Origin of the sequence: Enterobacter cloacae complex sp. P1B (genome assembly GCF_014982345.1) — a bacterium.
Classification (GTDB): Bacteria; Pseudomonadota; Gammaproteobacteria; order Enterobacterales; family Enterobacteriaceae; genus Enterobacter; species Enterobacter bugandensis.
In genome coordinates, this window is record NZ_JADCLF010000016.1 from 139,678 (window position 1) to 155,956 (window position 16,279).

General features: G+C 47.9%; 40 protein-coding genes. 26 read left to right on the forward strand and 14 right to left on the reverse strand.

Annotation, left to right across the window (positions count from 1 at the left end; translation table 11 throughout):
* From INF77_RS19330 to INF77_RS19390, 14 genes are all read right to left on the reverse strand, one after another.
* The gene (locus INF77_RS19330; RefSeq protein WP_193532904.1) at nt 1-174 is read right to left on the reverse strand and encodes a DUF2737 family protein; all 174 of its coding nucleotides are present in this window, start codon (nt 172-174) and stop codon (nt 1-3) included.
* 10 nt (nt 175-184) lie between these two features.
* Nucleotides 185-523 carry a hypothetical protein gene (locus INF77_RS19335; protein WP_193532905.1) on the reverse strand — a complete coding sequence of 113 codons (339 nt, stop codon included), beginning with the start codon at nt 521-523 and terminating at the stop codon, nt 185-187.
* Nucleotides 524-598: 75 nt separating this feature from the next.
* Entirely contained in the window at nt 599-1,021 is a 423-nt protein-coding gene (locus INF77_RS19340; RefSeq protein ID WP_193532906.1) for a single-stranded DNA-binding protein, read from the reverse strand.
* On the reverse strand, nt 1,022-1,648 hold the full coding sequence (locus tag INF77_RS19345; RefSeq protein ID WP_193532907.1) for an ERF family protein: 627 nt from the start codon (nt 1,646-1,648) through the stop codon (nt 1,022-1,024).
* A 7-nt stretch (nt 1,649-1,655) separates the two neighbouring features.
* The gene (locus INF77_RS19350) at nt 1,656-1,829 is read right to left on the reverse strand and encodes a hypothetical protein (protein WP_193532908.1); all 174 of its coding nucleotides are present in this window, start codon (nt 1,827-1,829) and stop codon (nt 1,656-1,658) included.
* A 75-nt stretch (nt 1,830-1,904) separates the two neighbouring features.
* On the reverse strand, nt 1,905-2,051 hold the full coding sequence (locus tag INF77_RS19355) for a host cell division inhibitory peptide Kil (protein ID WP_193532909.1): 147 nt from the start codon (nt 2,049-2,051) through the stop codon (nt 1,905-1,907).
* A complete protein-coding gene (locus INF77_RS23505; protein ID WP_062676590.1) occupies nt 2,036-2,167 on the reverse strand; it encodes a hypothetical protein in 132 nt (43 codons plus the stop codon). Before INF77_RS23505 ends, INF77_RS19355 begins: the two co-directional genes overlap by 16 nt.
* A 444-nt stretch (nt 2,168-2,611) precedes the next feature.
* Nucleotides 2,612-2,764, reverse strand: coding sequence for a hypothetical protein (locus INF77_RS19365; protein WP_193532910.1), 153 nt, complete (start codon nt 2,762-2,764; stop codon nt 2,612-2,614).
* Nucleotides 2,765-2,902: 138 nt separating this feature from the next.
* Nucleotides 2,903-3,241 (reverse strand): hypothetical protein, encoded by a 339-nt coding sequence (locus INF77_RS19370; RefSeq protein ID WP_227414013.1) that lies wholly within the window; start codon nt 3,239-3,241, stop codon nt 2,903-2,905.
* Nucleotides 3,210-3,461 (reverse strand): hypothetical protein, encoded by a 252-nt coding sequence (locus tag INF77_RS19375; protein WP_193532911.1) that lies wholly within the window; start codon nt 3,459-3,461, stop codon nt 3,210-3,212. Before INF77_RS19375 ends, INF77_RS19370 begins: the two co-directional genes overlap by 32 nt.
* 45 nt (nt 3,462-3,506) lie before the next feature.
* Complete coding sequence (locus tag INF77_RS19380) at nt 3,507-3,734, reverse strand: hypothetical protein (protein ID WP_193532912.1); 228 nt, start codon at nt 3,732-3,734, stop codon at nt 3,507-3,509.
* A 2-nt stretch (nt 3,735-3,736) separates the two neighbouring features.
* Entirely contained in the window at nt 3,737-3,997 is a 261-nt protein-coding gene (locus tag INF77_RS23315) for a hypothetical protein (protein ID WP_227414014.1), read from the reverse strand.
* Nucleotides 3,998-4,321: 324 nt separating this feature from the next.
* Nucleotides 4,322-4,615: a hypothetical protein gene (locus tag INF77_RS19385; protein ID WP_193543099.1), complete on the reverse strand. Its 294-nt coding sequence runs from the start codon at nt 4,613-4,615 to the stop codon at nt 4,322-4,324.
* A 4-nt stretch (nt 4,616-4,619) separates the two neighbouring features.
* Nucleotides 4,620-5,315 carry a helix-turn-helix transcriptional regulator gene (locus tag INF77_RS19390; protein WP_188245962.1) on the reverse strand — a complete coding sequence of 232 codons (696 nt, stop codon included), beginning with the start codon at nt 5,313-5,315 and terminating at the stop codon, nt 4,620-4,622.
* Nucleotides 5,316-5,425: 110 nt separating this feature from the next.
* On the opposite strand from INF77_RS19390, the gene INF77_RS19395 reads away from it, so the two are divergent.
* The 26 genes from INF77_RS19395 to INF77_RS19520 all read left to right on the forward strand — a co-directional run bounded on the left by INF77_RS19395 (nt 5,426) and on the right by INF77_RS19520 (nt 15,933).
* Nucleotides 5,426-5,656: a YdaS family helix-turn-helix protein gene (locus tag INF77_RS19395; RefSeq protein ID WP_045408360.1), complete on the forward strand. Its 231-nt coding sequence runs from the start codon at nt 5,426-5,428 to the stop codon at nt 5,654-5,656.
* Nucleotides 5,657-5,763: 107 nt separating this feature from the next.
* A complete protein-coding gene (locus INF77_RS19400; RefSeq protein ID WP_193532984.1) occupies nt 5,764-6,042 on the forward strand; it encodes a lambda phage CII family protein in 279 nt (92 codons plus the stop codon).
* Nucleotides 6,043-6,076: 34 nt separating this feature from the next.
* Nucleotides 6,077-6,223, forward strand: a complete 147-nt coding sequence (locus tag INF77_RS19405) for a DUF2740 family protein (RefSeq protein ID WP_088130987.1) — start codon at nt 6,077-6,079, stop codon at nt 6,221-6,223.
* Entirely contained in the window at nt 6,216-7,106 is an 891-nt protein-coding gene (locus INF77_RS19410) for a replication protein (protein ID WP_227415170.1), read from the forward strand. Before INF77_RS19405 ends, INF77_RS19410 begins: the two co-directional genes overlap by 8 nt.
* Entirely contained in the window at nt 7,106-7,624 is a 519-nt protein-coding gene (locus INF77_RS19420; protein WP_193532144.1) for an HNH endonuclease signature motif containing protein, read from the forward strand. The genes INF77_RS19410 and INF77_RS19420 overlap by 1 nt, the downstream gene beginning before the upstream one ends.
* Nucleotides 7,611-8,945 (forward strand): replicative DNA helicase, encoded by a 1,335-nt coding sequence (locus INF77_RS19425; protein WP_193532145.1) that lies wholly within the window; start codon nt 7,611-7,613, stop codon nt 8,943-8,945. Before INF77_RS19420 ends, INF77_RS19425 begins: the two co-directional genes overlap by 14 nt.
* A 3-nt stretch (nt 8,946-8,948) precedes the next feature.
* Nucleotides 8,949-9,401, forward strand: a complete 453-nt coding sequence (locus tag INF77_RS19430; RefSeq protein WP_193532146.1) for a transcriptional regulator — start codon at nt 8,949-8,951, stop codon at nt 9,399-9,401.
* Complete coding sequence (locus INF77_RS19435; protein ID WP_193532147.1) at nt 9,398-9,781, forward strand: hypothetical protein; 384 nt, start codon at nt 9,398-9,400, stop codon at nt 9,779-9,781. Before INF77_RS19430 ends, INF77_RS19435 begins: the two co-directional genes overlap by 4 nt.
* Nucleotides 9,781-9,987, forward strand: a complete 207-nt coding sequence (locus INF77_RS23320) for a hypothetical protein (RefSeq protein WP_227413937.1) — start codon at nt 9,781-9,783, stop codon at nt 9,985-9,987. Before INF77_RS19435 ends, INF77_RS23320 begins: the two co-directional genes overlap by 1 nt.
* Nucleotides 9,988-9,998: 11 nt before the next feature.
* On the forward strand, nt 9,999-10,268 hold the full coding sequence (locus tag INF77_RS19440; protein ID WP_193532148.1) for a hypothetical protein: 270 nt from the start codon (nt 9,999-10,001) through the stop codon (nt 10,266-10,268).
* A gap of 2 nt (nt 10,269-10,270) precedes the next feature.
* Complete coding sequence (locus INF77_RS19445; protein ID WP_193532149.1) at nt 10,271-10,447, forward strand: hypothetical protein; 177 nt, start codon at nt 10,271-10,273, stop codon at nt 10,445-10,447.
* Complete coding sequence (locus tag INF77_RS19450) at nt 10,428-10,865, forward strand: recombination protein NinB (protein ID WP_193532150.1); 438 nt, start codon at nt 10,428-10,430, stop codon at nt 10,863-10,865. The genes INF77_RS19445 and INF77_RS19450 overlap by 20 nt, the downstream gene beginning before the upstream one ends.
* Nucleotides 10,862-11,038 carry a protein NinD gene (gene ninD, locus INF77_RS19455; RefSeq protein WP_146826575.1) on the forward strand — a complete coding sequence of 59 codons (177 nt, stop codon included), beginning with the start codon at nt 10,862-10,864 and terminating at the stop codon, nt 11,036-11,038. The genes INF77_RS19450 and ninD overlap by 4 nt, the downstream gene beginning before the upstream one ends.
* Before the next feature lie 163 nt (nt 11,039-11,201).
* Complete coding sequence (locus tag INF77_RS19460; protein WP_193532151.1) at nt 11,202-11,435, forward strand: hypothetical protein; 234 nt, start codon at nt 11,202-11,204, stop codon at nt 11,433-11,435.
* Nucleotide 11,436: 1 nt separating this feature from the next.
* Nucleotides 11,437-11,817, forward strand: a complete 381-nt coding sequence (locus INF77_RS19465) for a phage protein NinX family protein (protein ID WP_193532152.1) — start codon at nt 11,437-11,439, stop codon at nt 11,815-11,817.
* On the forward strand, nt 11,810-11,986 hold the full coding sequence (locus tag INF77_RS19470) for a protein NinF (RefSeq protein WP_193532153.1): 177 nt from the start codon (nt 11,810-11,812) through the stop codon (nt 11,984-11,986). Before INF77_RS19465 ends, INF77_RS19470 begins: the two co-directional genes overlap by 8 nt.
* Nucleotides 11,979-12,269, forward strand: a complete 291-nt coding sequence (locus INF77_RS19475; RefSeq protein WP_193532227.1) for a DUF1364 domain-containing protein — start codon at nt 11,979-11,981, stop codon at nt 12,267-12,269. The genes INF77_RS19470 and INF77_RS19475 overlap by 8 nt, the downstream gene beginning before the upstream one ends.
* Nucleotides 12,266-12,661, forward strand: a complete 396-nt coding sequence (gene rusA / locus INF77_RS19480; RefSeq protein ID WP_193532154.1) for a crossover junction endodeoxyribonuclease RusA — start codon at nt 12,266-12,268, stop codon at nt 12,659-12,661. The genes INF77_RS19475 and rusA overlap by 4 nt, the downstream gene beginning before the upstream one ends.
* Nucleotides 12,658-12,855, forward strand: coding sequence for a phage NinH family protein (locus tag INF77_RS19485; RefSeq protein WP_193532155.1), 198 nt, complete (start codon nt 12,658-12,660; stop codon nt 12,853-12,855). Before rusA ends, INF77_RS19485 begins: the two co-directional genes overlap by 4 nt.
* Nucleotides 12,843-13,028, forward strand: coding sequence for a hypothetical protein (locus INF77_RS19490; protein WP_193532156.1), 186 nt, complete (start codon nt 12,843-12,845; stop codon nt 13,026-13,028). The genes INF77_RS19485 and INF77_RS19490 overlap by 13 nt, the downstream gene beginning before the upstream one ends.
* Nucleotides 13,029-13,220, forward strand: a complete 192-nt coding sequence (locus INF77_RS19495; RefSeq protein ID WP_193532157.1) for a hypothetical protein — start codon at nt 13,029-13,031, stop codon at nt 13,218-13,220.
* Nucleotides 13,217-13,360, forward strand: coding sequence for a hypothetical protein (locus tag INF77_RS19500; protein WP_176178433.1), 144 nt, complete (start codon nt 13,217-13,219; stop codon nt 13,358-13,360). Before INF77_RS19495 ends, INF77_RS19500 begins: the two co-directional genes overlap by 4 nt.
* Entirely contained in the window at nt 13,360-13,971 is a 612-nt protein-coding gene (locus INF77_RS19505) for a hypothetical protein (RefSeq protein WP_193532158.1), read from the forward strand. The genes INF77_RS19500 and INF77_RS19505 overlap by 1 nt, the downstream gene beginning before the upstream one ends.
* Nucleotides 13,972-14,763: 792 nt before the next feature.
* Nucleotides 14,764-15,081, forward strand: a complete 318-nt coding sequence (locus tag INF77_RS19510) for a phage holin family protein (protein ID WP_063451792.1) — start codon at nt 14,764-14,766, stop codon at nt 15,079-15,081.
* A complete protein-coding gene (locus INF77_RS19515; protein WP_193532159.1) occupies nt 15,065-15,523 on the forward strand; it encodes a glycoside hydrolase family 104 protein in 459 nt (152 codons plus the stop codon). Before INF77_RS19510 ends, INF77_RS19515 begins: the two co-directional genes overlap by 17 nt.
* Nucleotides 15,520-15,933 (forward strand): DUF2570 domain-containing protein, encoded by a 414-nt coding sequence (locus INF77_RS19520; protein ID WP_193532160.1) that lies wholly within the window; start codon nt 15,520-15,522, stop codon nt 15,931-15,933. The genes INF77_RS19515 and INF77_RS19520 overlap by 4 nt, the downstream gene beginning before the upstream one ends.
* Nucleotides 15,934-16,279: the final 346 nt, after the last annotated feature.

Here is a 16,279-nt window from a genome sequence, read left to right on the forward strand (position 1 = left end):
CTACCTCCTCTGGACTTGCTTAAGCCACGCTGTAAGGAATTTGTTCTCGTTCACGCTTGGGAATGATTGACGCTTCAGCATTTCTTCGCGTGGGATATCGTTGATGGGTTTAAAGCGGTGGCGTGCTACCAGTTCGTTTGGAGTGATTCCGGGGTCGTAGTAATTTCCAATCATGATTAATTCCTCAGTCCATGCGTACATGACCAAATCGGCCGTAGTAAACACGGTCACGGTCATTGCATCTTGATGGTTGTTTAGGTCCGACTGTTTCCCAGCTAGGAGAGAAGGAGGCCATGAAGTTGTCATGCCAGAGCTTTGCTTCGTACTTCCTTGTTAACTTCTCTATCCAGTAATCGTCCTTTGCATCCTGTATTTGCTGCGGAGTACGCTCATCTTTTGACAGAGTTCCGTTCTCTTTCTGCTGGTAATAAAGCTCCAGACCAGCGCATACCCGGGCAATAACTTCGTCCTTCGATTCCAGTTTTTTAGGTGCACGGAAGTAACCATTTTCATCAGGTGACATGCCTTAATCCTTAAACTGGAGGCGAAGTTATGCCGCCTCCGTGAGGTGAAATAGAATGTTCATGTGGTTGTTAAATCAGAATGGCGCGTCGTCGTCGAAGTCCATTGGCGGTTCACTAGATGGTTTTGACTGATTTTTCTGTTGCTTTGGCTGGTTGTTTTGCTGTGACTGGTCGCTGCCTGCAGTTCCGCGTGGCGGCAAATCAATATCCCTCACCAGAATGGTTGGTGATTGCGCCTGAGAGCCGTCCGGCTTCGTCCACTCTTCAATAACGAACTCACCTGTAACTGTAATCTTTGCGCCCTTCACGATCGCTACAGAGAGCTTTTCAGCCATCGCGCCGAACATCTTACAGTTCAGCCATGATGTCTTTTCGTTTTCACCGAATCCTGACTTTGCAGGGAGAGAAAATGACGCGATGTGTTTACCATTTGGCGTGACGCGTAAAACGGCATCCTTGCCAACGTTACCGGAAATTGTGATCGTATTAATTGCCATTTATGCCGCCTGTTTATGAAGTTCACGACCGCGCGTCTTGTAAGTCTCTGCCGCGCGTTCTTCGTATGATTTAACTCCGCCTAATTTAGGCCACACCTCTTTGTATGCCGCCTGCAATTCCTCAACCGACTGAGCAAGTGTTGCTTTGTCGCCAAACTCTTTCAGGGCGGCTTCTGCATCCTGCGGTGCTACCTGATGCACTTCCGCATCGGCATCGATTGCGGTCTCTTCTGTCGGAATGCAGAACGCCTGAAACGCTGCGTATTTGTATGCGATTGACATGGCCTTGTTTGTTGCCTTGTCGCCGCTATCCATTGCTTCACCGTAGGTTGTAACGGTGTGGATGCTTCCGTCTTCTGTGCTGACAAAATCGAACTCGGCTTTAACCACGACATAGAACAGGGCGGTTCCGTTTTTGTTAATGCGTTCAGTGCAGGTACGCTCTGTTAACCGAGGTAGAATTACCAGCCCGTGAGTCACCAGCGCAGGAGCCAGTGCGTTGTACACCTGATCAATGCCTCGGAAGTTGAATCCCTGAACTTTGTTAACTCTGTCCTTGCTAATGCCTGTAGATGCCATTTCCTTGGCTACAGCACTGATAGCTGCGTAAACTTTTTTATGTTCCATAATCACCTCAGAACGGGCATCCACCCAGGAAATAACGTTGATTAAGCACCTCTAAGCGCGACAGGTTGAGATACATACGCATGCGCTCTCTGTCACCCCTGTAACGCCACAACAGAGCCTGCATCGTCGTCACGCGGCGTGCTCTCTGACTCTCTTCGACTGTTGTTGTCGGCTGCTGCATGGAAACCTCCTTCGCTGCCAATTAAATCTTGCATGAGACGCACAAAGGCATCTTCTGACCAGGTATCTGCAATGCTCATGATTTGCGGTGCCAAGGATGATTAATCGCGGTCTTCATGGCTTCATGAGCCTCTTGCCACATGCGACCATCTCCGAGATAGCGAGCGATAACCGCTTTGCTCTGCGCTGCTTTGAGCAGGCTGTGATTTATAACTGGTGACATAAACCCTCCAGGTGCTTTCTTGCAGCACGAATAAGACGGCGAACACGTTTTGATAATTCGGATTCGGTTGGATAATAGGCGGACACGACGGCACCGCCCGCGATAGCAAATGTCATCGTGGGATTCCTTATGTTGTGTTTGATTGCATAGCGATAGAGACTCGTGAATCTCTGTTGATATGCGGGTATAAAAAAGCCGCACTCAGGCGGCTGTGATTGACTCTAAATACTGTTTTCCCTGTTCCGTTAACTGGTATGAGGCGGGGGCGAATTTGATATCTTTGTTTCGGTCATAAACAAGACCAAGCTTCTCCAGCTTCTCGCGAGTTTTTGGTTTCCAGTAAGATGGATAATCGCGATATTTATTAATTTCTTTTAGGCAGTCTATTTGCGTCTTCGTAAGTTTCACCATTTCCTCCAGGCAAAAAGAATGCCGCCCTGACTGCTGGCGGCAAAGACATAACGAGGGATTTTTCCATCTATCAGAACTATCGAATCGTCTCCGATAGTACGGTGCGGTATTACACCCAATAGCTAACTCAGAGAATTAGCTATAAGCTGCTATTCGACTTCTTCAACAATTAGCACTTCGACATTGAACCCTGCGTAATCACGTGCATTGTCTAAGTCTTCCAGAACCGTTCGATTTAGCTCAGGCGCACTCATTTCCATTTCGCTTAATTCTTCTTTTGTAACGCTAACAGTAATTTTCATATCACTCCTCTCCATCGTCTTCATTAGACTCTTCAACCGTCTGGTTATTAACCGCACCGCACTGCTCGCATTCTGTATGTGTCAGATTCGACCATGGCCCCTTCCAATACACCTGACCACCGCATGATTGGCAAATCATCACTCCTCCCCCAGAGCCTTGCTGATGGCTGCCTTGGCTCGCTTGTATTCGGTTAACTCTCTGCACCCTTCGTCATGCTCGTAAAGGAAGACAAGCTCTTGCAGAGCTTCTAGAAGCTCTGGAGCTGCAGCTATCAGGTTGGCGTTTGCTTTCTGGAATTCGTCATTACCATCGAACTCCACCCATGCAACCGGCAATATCATTCCATACGATTGATCATCATCTCGGCTTGCTGGACCGATACTTCTGTCTGTTTTAGATGCCACCCAAGGTCCGGGTGCACCAGAGAAGCCTCTCATATTCACCTCACTCAAATAATGAATCCCTGTTTTCTTCATAGCTCAGCACGAAGATATGCACTGCGTGGGATAGCGTATGTCCATATGCGCTTCCCAGGTTTGTAGATGAATCATTAACAATCCATAGCCTGTCTCCCTTCCTGATTCGTGCAGCCTGGTCTATTCCGTAGAGGCTTATTAACTCTTCAGTGTCTGTTGTGATTCCTTTCTCTTTCAGCCTCTTTACCGCTTCCTCTGGAGGTATTATGTTGATTGTCATACTCACCTCAATGCTTGCTGCCAAAAGAAGGCCGACTATGCGGCCTCAATCATCACCATCTTCTTCATCGTATTCTTCATCATCCGGAAGCGACTCTGTTTCCAGTTGATCGAACCATTCAATGTATTGCTCTGCCATTTCCCTTAAATCACGAGCCGCACCTGCTTCTCCAGCAGAGAACTCATTAATGTTTTGCGCGTTACCTATTTTTTCCAGGCAACCGGAGAAATCATCCGCCGTGTTTCGGAACAGGCAATAACTCATAGAACCCATAACTACCTCGCTGTTACGTTATTAGACTTACGATGACCAGCTGCGAAAATCGCCACATCTGGCAGACATACCGAGCCACTCTCAACTTCCTTCTGACGCGTTCCGGCAAGCGAAATGGCTTTGGTTACGCGTGTACTGCATGTGCTATTTGCTACCCGGCGTGCAAGAGAAGCGTCCTGCATTGCCTGTTCACGTTGAGCTTGTCTGCGTGCTCTGCGGCGATTTCTGGCGTTATCATCAGCCAGATAAGTAACGATTATCATGTTGACCTCCGATGATTGGCTTTGAGATGAATGCACCGGCTCCAGGTTTGTTTCCGCAAACTTTGCTCACCGGCCGACACGGCCTCACGGAAATAATCCGTATCGTTGCATTCATTCCAAAGCCAACTACTCTTTGGTTCCCGCATTTCGGCGGGACAATCCCATCAATGTTAAAGAGCGATTCACCGTCCTGGTGAGTAGTGCTTCCTGCTGATGGAGTAAATATACCTACGGGTAAAAACAATGTCTATACCCATGGGTAAATATTTTGAACGAAAAAGTTTACCTGATTGAAAAACCAGGTAATTTATTTTTTAATCTTAACTAGATGTTTGGATTTTCAGGCCAGTCGGGCAGGATGTTTTCGTTGACTGTTTGATTGGGTTTCAGGGACTTAAGCACGTTCAGGCGGGTTATGGCGCAGGTATACATCTCTTGCTGAGAATGGTCCATCTCGTTCCACGAGATGTTTTTTGTCTTCTCAACCACCGATTCAGCTTCGTAAATCAGTTTTTCTTTTCTCCTGAGGCCTGACTTATGCTCGGCTCCTGTTTTTATATAAAGCTTATACAAGCAGAATGCCAAAACAACTAATAATAAGGCCCCAGGAATATACACTAGGTTAATCCTCTTCAACTCTTGGAACGTCGTCCTGATCCACATAACGCGTGTGCTTCACTATAGCGGATACAAAATGAATTTTTTCAACATCATCAACACTTAAAGTTATCGGCCTATGGTCGCTGTTGACGCTACTGAATTGATAGTCTCCATCCCGAGTTTTATTCATGATTTTAATCATGTTGTGACCGTCTTTGGTTCGTACGAACACCTCATCACCCGCATGAACTGTAGTGTTTGGCTCTATAACGACATATTCTCCAGACTGAATGCGAGGCCACATGCTATCGCCTTTGACTTTTAAGCCATAGGCGTCCTTGTCACCGCTATAAATTCGAAGCCAACCGGCTCTGAACTCGATCATATCCACTGAGCCATCTACTCCCAAAACGGCCTCACCAATTACAGGAACATATCCTGCGCGAATGCTTCCAGCAAATTCCAGTTCTTCATTTGCGCTTGGCATCTCAGATGTGATCGAGTCCATCCAGCCGCGAGGAAGGCTGAATGCGTTTTCAATGATTTCCATCATGTCATCAGCAATGCGTTTTCTCCCTGCCTTTCCTTCCGGGTAGAGCATTCTTGAAATGTACGACGGCTCTCTTTCTATTCGACGCGCAAGCTCAGCTGCCTTCCCGTTACAGAACCTGTCCCGGATTTCAATGAGCTTCAGTCTTCTCTGTTCGTATTTATCCATAGCAGAGATCTTATCCAAGATTACCCCACGGTAAATAACCTGCGGGTATTGATTTATTTTTTACCTGTAGGTAAACTATTTTCATGATGCAACGAGAAAGGAGAAAGGATATGGAGAAACTTCGTACATATCTAAACTCCCTCTCACTTGAGGAGCAGCGCGAGTTTGCCTCCCGATGCGGAACTTCAATCGGCTATTTGCGTAAAGCTCTTAGCAAGAATCATGAGTTAGGCGCTGCGTTATGCGTACTAATCGAGAAGTTCAGTAATGGTAGCGTGACCCGTAAGGACCTGCATCCTGGTGATTGGGTAAGTATTTGGCCTGAATTGATGGCCGCATAAGCAGTACCGCTCTTTAACACTTCTGGCCTCATTCCCGCCGAAATGCGGGGATAAACCAACGCATCAACCGATGCGTAAACACTTATTAACTAAAGGAAGTATTACAAATGGAACACGCAAACAAACGCAACGAGGCAATGAGAATTGAAAGTGCCTTGCTTAACAAGATCGCCCTGATTGGCACAGAGAAAACAGCAGCAGCTGTTGGTGTCGATAAAGCACAGATTAGCCGGTGGAAACGAGACTGGATTCCCAAGTTCTCGATGCTTCTGGCGGTGCTTGAATGGGGAGTTGTTGATGATGAGATGGCGAGACTTGCTCAGCAGGTTGCATCGATTCTAACAAAAGAAAAACGCCCAGCTGTTGGTGGCAGTCTGAGCGCTTAAGCACACTGTGTTACGCCAAGTAACAGGAGTAATTATGACAAAACCACTCAGTCCTTACCAGGACAAAATGCACAAAAACATACTACGTGATCGCTTCCTGTCCAGCTTCAAGCAGCCTGGTCGATTTCGGGCTGAGTTGGAGAAGGTGAAGCTGATGCAGAAGGAGAAAGGTCATGAGTAATCTCGCAACCGTAACACAATTAAGGCCAACACAGCGGCCTGTGGAGCGTCGTGTGGCAGAACTTGAAGATGGTTATACCCGTCTTGCAAATGCCCTGTATGACGAGCTTATCGGCGCAGATTTAACGAAGAATCAGAGCAAGGTTGCTCATGCCATTTGCCGTAAAACATATGGCTTTGGCAAGAAGCTGGATCGCATATCTGACAGCCAGTTAGCCCAACTTACCAGGCTGCCAAGACAGAAAGTTAACAAGGCCAAAAATGAGCTGATCGCCATGAAAGTCATTCTTCGCGAAGGCAGTCAAATCGGGCCGAATAAGAACATCACTGAATGGAATATCGAAGGGTGTCACTACTCTGGTGATAATGTCACTGCGTTGGTGACAAAAGATGTCACCAAAACGGTGACAAGGCTGTCACCAAAACAGAGTCACACAAAAGAAACTATTACAAAAGAAAATAAAGAAAATACCCAAACCCACGAAGTGGGCTTGTCTGATAATGAAAAATTAACACCCCGTCAGAAAGGCACAAACCCACGAGCCAGGCAAACCAATCCTCGCTCTACTGTCCCGGCATTCGATCGAGAACGTTTCAAAAATACCTGGAACTGTAAAGCCAAACGTCTTGGTATGCCGACCATCAGAAGCATAACCACGTCGACCGAGAATGGAATTAAGCGCCTCTGGTCATCCTACCTGAAGCAGTGCAAAGAGCTTGGCAAGGAGCCACGTGATATTGACAGCATCCTGAACGGATACATCGAGCACGGCTACCAGCCTACGCAGTGGGCGCTAGGTGGCAACCCTGAAGGAAAGGTGTACGGGATTGATACTGCTCTGACGCAGAAGAAGATTGACGAGATTTTAGGAGCGGGAAGCTGATGGAGAGTTATGATTTTGAATTATTTTCGAGATTCTTCACTATTGATGAGTCCTCAAAAACAGGGCTTCGATGGATAGCGGGACCATCCCGTAATGTTCGGGCTGGGCAAGAGGCTGGAGGGTTGCTAGCTAGTGGTCATTACAGGGTAAAGCTCAACAGAAAATCATATAAAGTCCATAGAATTATTTGGCTCCTTGCAAATAGGAAGTGGCCTTCAAAGTTCATTGACCATATTGATGGGAATCCAAAAAACAACAGCCTTTCGAATCTCAGAGACGTTTCTCCTCAGGAAAACCAGAGAAATATGCGCCGAGCAAAAGGCTATTGCTGGCATAAGGGGCATTCTAAATGGATGGCTTCGATACGAGATGGAGAACGGCAAATATTCCTTGGGTATTTTAATTCAGAAAAAGAAGCAAGAGCGGCCTACTTAACAGCAAAAATCTCTGTTCATGGGCAAGTACCAGGCTTTTATAAAGAGGAATTAATGGAGGTTATTTCATATGGAAAGTCTTGATTTTGAGGAGCAATTGATAGGTTCTATGCTAGTTAAAGGCGATCATATTGATTCGCGAGAGATCGCAGGAAAGCTCCCGTCTGAGGCATTCGCTAATTACCATCTTCGAAATATGTACCAGGCCATTGTCACACTGCTCAACAAGGCTGAGCCGGTAGACATGTTCACCGTTAAGGATGCAGTGCCGGCCGCGACAAAGGACTTTGTGGTTGATGTAGCATGCAAGTGTTCATCAGCAGCAAATATCCGAGGATGGGCTAAACGTGTTCGTCAGTGCTGGATGTTACGCCGTGGCGAGGCTGAGCTTAAGCGAGCAGCAGAACTTCTTGCGGGAGCCGGAACGCATGACCTGAATGATCGTATCGCTGAAGTTAGCGGAATCCTATCAAAGCTTCAGTTCGAAACCAACGACAAGCTACCGCGGCGCATTGGTGACCTTCTAGATGATTACATGGTTGTTCTGGAAAACAGAATGCGTGGTGAAGAATCAGGAATGTACCTGCGCACCGGTATTCAGCCGATGGACGATGCCTACGGAGGATTTGACCGAACAGACCTGATTATTATCGCTGGACGCCCGGGAATGGGTAAAACGGAACTGGCTATCAACATCGCCAACTCTATTGGGCAGCAGAAAGGGAAGGGGCTGTTTATCTCGATGGAAATGTCCGATATGCAGGTGGTAGAGCGCCATGTCGCAGACCGCGCTGGGTTATCGGTAGGTACACTTCGCAACCCCCTTGGGATGATTCAGGAGCACTACACGCGACTAACCGCGGCAACAGGAACGCTGCTCGAAGAGGACAATTACGTAATCGACGGAGCGTTTACTGTGGACGAATGCATTGCCCATGCTGAGCGACTTAACATGGACGGCGGGTTAAGCTTCCTGGCCATTGATTACCTTGGGCTCATTGAAAAGCCGAAAGCAGACAGAAACGACCTGGCTATCGCTGAAATCACCCGCAAGCTGAAGCAGTTTACCCTTCGCAATAAAGTGCCTGTAATTCTCCTTTCGCAACTTAACCGCGGCGTAGAAGGGAGGCAGGATAAGCGACCAAACCTTTCAGACCTGAAAGACTCTGGCGCTATCGAGCAGGATGCAGACGTAATCATTTTCCCGTATCGCGATGAAGTTTACGACGAAAACAGCAACATGAAGGGGATCGCGGAAATCATCATCGGCAAATACCGCTCTGGCCAGCCGCAGACGTTCTACATGGGATGGAAGAACGGGCACTTCGTGAATATTGACCAGCAAGAGGCAGCTAAACAGTTTTCAGCCAACCAGACGGAGTCGAAATCAAACGACTGGAGATAATCCATGAACACACGAGACAAAATACTCAACCATCTCGTAACAAACATTCCCACCTCAGCACCACAATTCGCAAAACTCCTCGGATGCCAGAAATCACATATCAACCTGCTACTGCGTGACCTTATCGCAGACGGTCAGATTGAGATTGAGCGCATCAGTAAGAGCGTTAAGTATTACCGGTTAGCATCGCTTCATCATGAGCGCACAGAAGCCGTCCTGCGCTATCTGGATGAGCACGAAACCGGAATGGCAGTTGAGATATCCAATGCAACAGGAATCGACAAGCGCCTGGTTACGAAGATGCTCAAACACCTTCATGAAAACGGTGAACTGCATCGCGACTGGTGCCACAAGAACGCATGGGTATACAGCAAGAAGCCAGTGTTTAACTTTGGCGCAGCTAACCCACTGACTGCATTTATCAACAAGACATTAAGAGAGGTGAGGGCATCATGACATACGACATCTATAAACTTGAAAACATTTTAGAAGAAATGCGCCAATACAATCCGAAGGCTGATGAATATGGTGGTAAGCACATTATCCCAGGTTGGGCAGCACGGATTGAGAATGCTATTAAAGACATCAAATTCGAATCTGAATCTAGGCGGCAGTTCATTCTTAACGGCGTTGAGTTTGGGTATATCAGGCTTCCTGATTCAAATGACCCAGCGTTTCACGTTTATCAAAGATGCATTAATGAACATGAGTCGCGATGCGAAAGATGCAATGGAACTGGCATGGAGGACAGTGGCGGATTTTATCCATGGGGAGAATCAATCCTCATTGAATGCCAATGCCAACTAACACCCCAGCACGCTGATGGAGAGGAATGATGAGCACATTGGCTCAATTGATTAATGCAGACCTGGAAGAGTCAGGCGTACGGCATTATCGCTACTGGAAAGCCTCAAGTCTTCCGATTAGAGAGCGATACAAGCGCAGGCCTAAGCCAAAGAGAAGCCCGCGGGACAGGGTGCTTAAGCGTCTGATGGGCATAAACATGTCACAGTTTACTAATTTCACCTGGTTCAAGCGGTGATGGAGAGGAATATGGACGAATCAAGAAAGCAGTTTGAGCGGTGGATAAACAGTCTGCCTATGTGTTCAGCAGAAAGGCATCGCATAGACAATGACCGATATCGATTTAATACCACCGAAGTGGCGTGGAAATCATGGCAGGCATCTCGCGCTGCTATCGAGATAAAGCTACCACCAAAGGCAGAATCAAGTCCGTACGAGCACTACATGCCACATTACACAATGGATGCTGATAGCGTAGAAAGCGCCATCCGCGCCGCTGGAATCAAAGTGAAGGAGTGAGTATGAGTAAATCTGTGTTTGTCGTTTGCGCCTTGGGATTCGAGGGTGAAATGGAGGCGGTTGCAGTTTTCACTAGGTACTTGAAAGCCAAACGCTATGTTGAGCAGAACATAGTTGGTTCATGGTCAATTGAGGAATTCACACCTGACGAGGAGTGCCATGAGGAAACTAACGTTTGAACTAAGAAGTCCCATCCATCAGCAGAACGCCATTCAAGCCATACAGCAAATCTTCCCCGACCCAACCAAGCCAATAATCGTCACAGTACAAGAGCGCAACCGCAGCATCGATCAAAATCGGAAGCTCTGGGCCTGTCTTGGTGATGTCTCGCGTCAGGTCGAATGGCATGGTCGATGGCTGGATGCTGAAAGCTGGAAGTGCATCTTCACCGCAGCGTTAAAGCAGCAGGATGTAGTGCCTAACCTTGTAGGAAATGGATTCGTGGTGATAGGCCAGTCAACCAGCAAGATGCGTGTCAGTGAGTTTGCAGAGCTTCTGGAGCTTATCCAGGCATTCGGAGCGGAGAAGAATGTTAAGTGGTCTGACGAAGCCAGATTAGCGCTAGAGTGGAAAGCCAGATTTGGAGATGCGGCATGATCCGATGTGACCGATGTGGAGAGCGGAAAGACGATAAGCGATTCCGACCAGATCAACCTTACTGGAATCGATGGTGTATACGGTGCGAAAGGTCACCTGTAGGCGACTTCCCACTACCCGAGACAAAGGAGGATGTGTGGCAAGACGAACATACTTCTACCACCCACCAATGACCACAGACGAAGCAAACCAACTAATCACTCTCTACCACTCCCGAAACGTACAAACCACAAAGCACCTTAGCGCTGACCCACGCCTGTGGGTAGTGGGAGCCTTGTTGCCAGAATACGCCAGCGAGCCAAAGGGTAGGAGTCAGTATCAATCGAGGATTTGGCAATGAGTACAGCAGACGATTACGCCGACAGGTTACACGACCTGCTTGAGAATATGTCCAGTGACGGTATCGACCACTGGGACGTGATATTCAACCTCATGCTTGACTATCTGGAAGCGACAACTTTCGCAGATGACGACAAAGCTATCTGCGTAGACATTGGCGATAAAACAATACTCATCCGATTAATTGAGGGTGGAGTGCCGGAAGAAACCACAGCAGCGAGGTTGCATTGATATGGACTATTCACAGTTATCAGATTTTGAAATTAACAGAATGGTAGGTGACGTAATCTTTAAAGGGCTTTGGGCATGCAAGCCTGAAACGTCAGGAAATGATACCAACAAATGGTATTACGGAAATGCAGATACCACCTTTGAGCCTCTAAACCCATTGCCGGACTATTGCAATGACTGGTCAGCAGCCGGACCGATTATCCTTGATAACGAAATCTCATTGAATAGTTACGGCAGTGCATGGGAGGCATCATTCGAACATGAAGCACCAATTGGGGCTTTCGGTACTGACGAAACAGTGACATCAGGTTATGAACATAGAAACCCATTAAGAGCAGCAATGATAGTTTTCCTGATGAAGCAGGAACATGCCGATGCTTAGCCAACACGAAGCCCAATCCTACGAGCAGCAGAGCATACGTAGAACGTTGTGCGCAGGCTGTACGAAGGAGCTATCAAATAACGAGACGCACTGTTGCGAAGAATGCGCCTCATTGGCCGTAGCGTATCGCGACCCTAACGGATTTATGACGGAGGAAGATGATGGCTAATCTACGAAAAGAAGCGCGCGGCAGGGAATGTCAGGTGCGTATCTACGGCGTCTGCAACCACAATCCTGAAACCACCGTGTTAGCGCATTACCGAATGGCAGGATTATGCGGCACCGGCATGAAGCCAGACGACCTTCTTGCAGCGTGGGCATGTAGCAGTTGTCACGACGAGATAGACCGCAGGACTCATAACATCGATCACGAATTCGCAAAGATTTACCACCTGGAAGGCGTCATGCGTACTCAGGACATTCTGCGCAAGGAGGGGAAGATAAAGGCATGACTCAATATCTACTCAAGCTACCTTGGCCGCCATCCAATAACCGGTACTGGCGACACGCACGAGGAATCCACTACATCAGCGATTGGGGAAAGAGATACCGAAAAGAAGTAATCGAAATAATCCAGCAACAACAGTTAGACATAAAAATCACACCTCGCATCAGAATCACCATCCACGCAGCACCTCCCGATAACCGCAAACGAGATTTGGACAATCTGCCCAAAGCCGTTTTTGACGCACTCACCAGTGCGGGCTTCTGGCTGGATGACGGTCAGATAGACGATATGCGCATTAAGCGCTGTCAGGCGATTAAAGGTGGAATGCTTGTGCTGGTTGTTACTGAGACGTGCGGGAATTTGCCAATGATTACAGAACTACTGGAGGCAGCATGACACCCTCTATCAAAACCATCCCTGAAATGCTCATTGAGACATACGGGAATCAGACGGAAGTAGCCAGGCGCTTATCGTGCCATCGCAACACGGTTAATCGATACGCGTATGACAAAGAAGCTCAACACCACGCCATCGTTAACGGCGTTCTCATGGTTCATCAAGGTGGTCGAGGTAAAACATGTGCTCAGTAACTAACATCCAGCAAGTCAAATGGCAGCGTCAGCGCGATATGCATACCGAGCAGGTGCTGATTGGCAAAGAACATGAGCTTGAGCGCAGTCTTGATTATGTGCGCGAGCAGTTGCGGGAAGTGCGTAATCGCATGGGGACGAATAAGCCAGACCATGATCCGGAGGCAGCTTAGATGGACGTTAAAAACTCGCTTGAGCGCCTTAAAAAGCTGAATGAAGAAAACAGAACTCCAGTGAGAGTATCTCGCGGCCTTCTTAAATCAGCGCTGATGGAAATTGAAATGCAGAGCAAGAATCACGGCGAATCATTTGCAACGAGGATGGTCGTGAGTCAATTGAAAGAAGTTTTGGGGATAAAGCCATGAACAGAGCATTCGAATGCTATATGCGACTGAAGCATGGCGACCGCTATGACCTGACCAGAGATACCGATGGGCTCTATTGCCGGGAAGTGGTGAAGCGCATGTTTGAAATCTGGTGTCACTGCAAGGGAGCGGATTACTGATGCGAATAACTCCAATGTTCAGTATGGTCAACTTCATCGACGATGCTCATTTTCGCCGCGTATGGAAGCACCCAAAGAAAACCATCAACTCTCGCCAGAAAGCATGGGTCCACTACATGCTGCAGGTATGGGGAAAGGTTAACGCCGGAGATGATTCTCCTGGTGGTGCTATCAACGTAATCGGTCGCCTGATGATTCGTAGCCAGTGGAGCGATGACAAAGCAAAACAGATTGAGTCTGTCGTCATGCGCCTCTACGAAGAAGATGGGCTGCGTGGAGATGTGCTCTATCAGAAAGCTCGCGAACTGGTCATCCCTCAATCATCGTTCAGAAACATCATCGCTCTCGCCAAAGAATCCGATGATGCTGCTTTCGTTGAACGTGTAATGGTCAAGACGTTTCACCGTGAAAGCCCCGTCCGCGATGTAGCTATTAAGCGATATTGCAATCGCAATTGCACGCAAGATATCGCCAGACTGATGAGTGCAGTCACCGGAATGGATATCCAGTCATGCAGGCGAAGGATTGTCTGGTGCGAGAATGTGCTCGATTCGGAAATCTTTTATGCGATGAGGCGCGAAATTGAGAAAGAATTTCCACAAGCGGCATAATATTTAGGTAAATTGTCCTAAATAACTTGCGAACGCGAAATGGAAGTAGTACATTTTGTGTATGCTCGGAGCAAAAGCGAACAGAGCAGCCAAACAAATAAGCCCTGAGGTTCACGCCTTAGGGCTTTTTCATTTGCACAACAGGTAAGAGCATTGAGTATGTGACGGCATCCCGGTGAGACCAGGCACACTTCCCTGGCGCGGCAGTGCTCTTTCCGTTGTGGTGAATGCGCAAGCTGATGCGCTAATCAGGTGAGCGAGAAACCCGCCGGTCCGTGATATGGCACACCGTGCCGGTCATATCTGCCGCGGTTAGGTTTACGAGAATGTCGTAAAACTGGTCTAGGGTGAAGCCGCTAAAGCGGAGGAAGTAAAACGAGGCGTCGGTACACGCCTATCGCCATTAAGCCGGAGATCAGCACCGGCCACCACAACCCTACCTGCTACCTCAGGCAATCGGTCGAAAGACGCCGGATAAACGTAACCGGCCTTAATTGCACGACCTTTCTGAAAGCGTCCTATCACCAATCACCAGAACACATCCAGATACCCTTGCACATTCGTGGCGACGGGGTAGGACGTTTTACACAAATGAAAAACCCAGCGCTTGGCTGGGCTTCGTGAAGTGGGCGGCAGGAAGCTGTTGACGCAGCCCCCTGCCAGATTTGCTCACGCCGTTAATCGCGAACAAACCACGTTACAAATAACCGTATCCTGGATTTGTTCATGCAACAACCACGTTAATTCCTAATTTGAACAGATCCCCGAAATCTGGGGGTGGAAATGCACAAGATGCCATATAAAAGCGATCCGAACCTCTGGTCGATCCTAATCGCTTTCGGCATGACTCTAGTCGGCGCAATAGCCAGTTACTCCTTCAAAGTCCTCAACGGTGAAGCGTTTAGTTGGAGGACAATGTGCCTACAGCTCATCGTGTCGATATTCGCGGGACTCCTCATGATCATGATCGCAATCCACTACGGCTGGCCTCAAGAGGTCACCGGTGGCGTATGCGGCATGGCTGGGTGGTCAGGTTCTTCCCTTATCAAAGCCCTTGAAGGTAGATTCCTGAACAAGGCGTCTGGAGTAGTCGATGAAGATAAGCAGTAATCTGCAAGCGTTTCTCGACATGCTTGCCTGGTCTGAAGGGACCAGCCGTATCAAGGGTAGTGATAAAGGCTATAAAGTTGTCGTTGGTGGATCAATATTTACCAGTTATGCAGATCACCCTCGCAAAATGATAAGCCTGCCGAACCTTGGCATTAAATCTACAGCAGCCGGAAGATACCAGCTTCTGTCGCGATATTACGATGCATATAAGAAACAGTTAGGCCTGAAAGACTTTTCACCTGCCAGCCAGGATGCTATTGCCATCCAGCAGATAAAAGAGCGCCACGCTTTACCTGACATTGAATCGGGAAACATCAAAGCAGCTATTACCAAATGCTCAAACATCTGGGCTTCTCTGCCGGGAGCTGGTTATGGCCAGCACGAGCATAAAATTGATGACCTGGTGAATAAGTACATCTCCTATGGAGGTGCCCTACAATGAACCTGACATTCATCAAGAACCTCATCCCGTTCTTCTTTGCTGCAATCATCATTGGCTTCATCGTTAAGTTAGGCACGGATAACCGTCAGCTTAAAATCAGCAATGCTGCATTGATTGCAGAGGCTAAGCAGCTGCACAGCAAAAACGACGATCTGGCTAATACCTTGCAGAACCTCGCTGACCGCGTAGGCGACATGAATAAGCTTGTAGACAAAGAAGCGCGTCGCCGGTCAGCAGCCGAGATGAAATCACAACGCCTACAGGAAGAAGTGAAAGATGCGCTCAAAAACAATAAGTGCTCTATCGAGCTTATTCCTGATTCTGTCGTTGACCAGTTGCGCCGACAAGCAGATTCAGTACGAGACGGTAAAAACGCCAACGATACCTATTCCGGCGAATCTTCTGATTGAATGCCCTGTGCCAGTAGTTCCTGAGAAGATGACTTTTGGTGACAGCATCCAGATGAACATAAACCTTCTTACTTCTCTGGACATCTGCAATGGACAGATACGGACAATAAAAGAGATAGAAGCTCATCCCTGAGCCTCTGACACAGTCTCTCCTCTGGACTTTAACCGTAGCAAATTCTCACAGCCTCGCATCCGCGGGGCTTTTTTATTGGAGTGTGACAAACCCCAAGAGGAAGCCTAAGGCACTACAAAGCATCATCGCCCTGCAGCATGGGGCAGATCCTCTCAGTTCCGATGACAATCGAGGATTGAAGCATACTGCGTCTCACACACGCAATTCACTACA

What these genes read in the sequence shown, in the direction of transcription:
- INF77_RS19330 (WP_193532904.1), bottom strand. Translation starts at nt 174, where the DNA reads ATGATTGGAAATTACTACGACCCCGGAATCACTCCAAACGAACTGGTA.
- INF77_RS19335 (WP_193532905.1), bottom strand. Translation starts at nt 523, where the DNA reads ATGTCACCTGATGAAAATGGTTACTTCCGTGCACCTAAAAAACTGGAA.
- INF77_RS19340 (WP_193532906.1), bottom strand. Translation starts at nt 1,021, where the DNA reads ATGGCAATTAATACGATCACAATTTCCGGTAACGTTGGCAAGGATGCC.
- INF77_RS19345 (WP_193532907.1), bottom strand. Translation starts at nt 1,648, where the DNA reads ATGGAACATAAAAAAGTTTACGCAGCTATCAGTGCTGTAGCCAAGGAA.
- INF77_RS19350 (WP_193532908.1), bottom strand. Translation starts at nt 1,829, where the DNA reads ATGCAGCAGCCGACAACAACAGTCGAAGAGAGTCAGAGAGCACGCCGC.
- INF77_RS19355 (WP_193532909.1), bottom strand. Translation starts at nt 2,051, where the DNA reads ATGTCACCAGTTATAAATCACAGCCTGCTCAAAGCAGCGCAGAGCAAA.
- INF77_RS23505 (WP_062676590.1), bottom strand. Translation starts at nt 2,167, where the DNA reads ATGACATTTGCTATCGCGGGCGGTGCCGTCGTGTCCGCCTATTATCCA.
- INF77_RS19365 (WP_193532910.1), bottom strand. Translation starts at nt 2,764, where the DNA reads ATGAAAATTACTGTTAGCGTTACAAAAGAAGAATTAAGCGAAATGGAA.
- INF77_RS19370 (WP_227414013.1), bottom strand. Translation starts at nt 3,241, where the DNA reads ATGAAGAAAACAGGGATTCATTATTTGAGTGAGGTGAATATGAGAGGC.
- INF77_RS19375 (WP_193532911.1), bottom strand. Translation starts at nt 3,461, where the DNA reads ATGACAATCAACATAATACCTCCAGAGGAAGCGGTAAAGAGGCTGAAA.
- INF77_RS19380 (WP_193532912.1), bottom strand. Translation starts at nt 3,734, where the DNA reads ATGGGTTCTATGAGTTATTGCCTGTTCCGAAACACGGCGGATGATTTC.
- INF77_RS23315 (WP_227414014.1), bottom strand. Translation starts at nt 3,997, where the DNA reads ATGATAATCGTTACTTATCTGGCTGATGATAACGCCAGAAATCGCCGC.
- INF77_RS19390 (WP_188245962.1), bottom strand. Translation starts at nt 5,315, where the DNA reads ATGGATAAATACGAACAGAGAAGACTGAAGCTCATTGAAATCCGGGAC.
- INF77_RS19395 (WP_045408360.1), top strand. Translation starts at nt 5,426, where the DNA reads ATGGAGAAACTTCGTACATATCTAAACTCCCTCTCACTTGAGGAGCAG.
- INF77_RS19400 (WP_193532984.1), top strand. Translation starts at nt 5,764, where the DNA reads ATGGAACACGCAAACAAACGCAACGAGGCAATGAGAATTGAAAGTGCC.
- INF77_RS19405 (WP_088130987.1), top strand. Translation starts at nt 6,077, where the DNA reads ATGACAAAACCACTCAGTCCTTACCAGGACAAAATGCACAAAAACATA.
- INF77_RS19410 (WP_227415170.1), top strand. Translation starts at nt 6,216, where the DNA reads ATGAGTAATCTCGCAACCGTAACACAATTAAGGCCAACACAGCGGCCT.
- INF77_RS19420 (WP_193532144.1), top strand. Translation starts at nt 7,106, where the DNA reads ATGGAGAGTTATGATTTTGAATTATTTTCGAGATTCTTCACTATTGAT.
- INF77_RS19425 (WP_193532145.1), top strand. Translation starts at nt 7,611, where the DNA reads ATGGAAAGTCTTGATTTTGAGGAGCAATTGATAGGTTCTATGCTAGTT.
- INF77_RS19430 (WP_193532146.1), top strand. Translation starts at nt 8,949, where the DNA reads ATGAACACACGAGACAAAATACTCAACCATCTCGTAACAAACATTCCC.
- INF77_RS19435 (WP_193532147.1), top strand. Translation starts at nt 9,398, where the DNA reads ATGACATACGACATCTATAAACTTGAAAACATTTTAGAAGAAATGCGC.
- INF77_RS23320 (WP_227413937.1), top strand. Translation starts at nt 9,781, where the DNA reads ATGAGCACATTGGCTCAATTGATTAATGCAGACCTGGAAGAGTCAGGC.
- INF77_RS19440 (WP_193532148.1), top strand. Translation starts at nt 9,999, where the DNA reads ATGGACGAATCAAGAAAGCAGTTTGAGCGGTGGATAAACAGTCTGCCT.
- INF77_RS19445 (WP_193532149.1), top strand. Translation starts at nt 10,271, where the DNA reads ATGAGTAAATCTGTGTTTGTCGTTTGCGCCTTGGGATTCGAGGGTGAA.
- INF77_RS19450 (WP_193532150.1), top strand. Translation starts at nt 10,428, where the DNA reads ATGAGGAAACTAACGTTTGAACTAAGAAGTCCCATCCATCAGCAGAAC.
- ninD (WP_146826575.1), top strand. Translation starts at nt 10,862, where the DNA reads ATGATCCGATGTGACCGATGTGGAGAGCGGAAAGACGATAAGCGATTC.
- INF77_RS19460 (WP_193532151.1), top strand. Translation starts at nt 11,202, where the DNA reads ATGAGTACAGCAGACGATTACGCCGACAGGTTACACGACCTGCTTGAG.
- INF77_RS19465 (WP_193532152.1), top strand. Translation starts at nt 11,437, where the DNA reads ATGGACTATTCACAGTTATCAGATTTTGAAATTAACAGAATGGTAGGT.
- INF77_RS19470 (WP_193532153.1), top strand. Translation starts at nt 11,810, where the DNA reads ATGCTTAGCCAACACGAAGCCCAATCCTACGAGCAGCAGAGCATACGT.
- INF77_RS19475 (WP_193532227.1), top strand. Translation starts at nt 11,979, where the DNA reads ATGGCTAATCTACGAAAAGAAGCGCGCGGCAGGGAATGTCAGGTGCGT.
- rusA (WP_193532154.1), top strand. Translation starts at nt 12,266, where the DNA reads ATGACTCAATATCTACTCAAGCTACCTTGGCCGCCATCCAATAACCGG.
- INF77_RS19485 (WP_193532155.1), top strand. Translation starts at nt 12,658, where the DNA reads ATGACACCCTCTATCAAAACCATCCCTGAAATGCTCATTGAGACATAC.
- INF77_RS19490 (WP_193532156.1), top strand. Translation starts at nt 12,843, where the DNA reads ATGTGCTCAGTAACTAACATCCAGCAAGTCAAATGGCAGCGTCAGCGC.
- INF77_RS19495 (WP_193532157.1), top strand. Translation starts at nt 13,029, where the DNA reads ATGGACGTTAAAAACTCGCTTGAGCGCCTTAAAAAGCTGAATGAAGAA.
- INF77_RS19500 (WP_176178433.1), top strand. Translation starts at nt 13,217, where the DNA reads ATGAACAGAGCATTCGAATGCTATATGCGACTGAAGCATGGCGACCGC.
- INF77_RS19505 (WP_193532158.1), top strand. Translation starts at nt 13,360, where the DNA reads ATGCGAATAACTCCAATGTTCAGTATGGTCAACTTCATCGACGATGCT.
- INF77_RS19510 (WP_063451792.1), top strand. Translation starts at nt 14,764, where the DNA reads ATGCCATATAAAAGCGATCCGAACCTCTGGTCGATCCTAATCGCTTTC.
- INF77_RS19515 (WP_193532159.1), top strand. Translation starts at nt 15,065, where the DNA reads ATGAAGATAAGCAGTAATCTGCAAGCGTTTCTCGACATGCTTGCCTGG.
- INF77_RS19520 (WP_193532160.1), top strand. Translation starts at nt 15,520, where the DNA reads ATGAACCTGACATTCATCAAGAACCTCATCCCGTTCTTCTTTGCTGCA.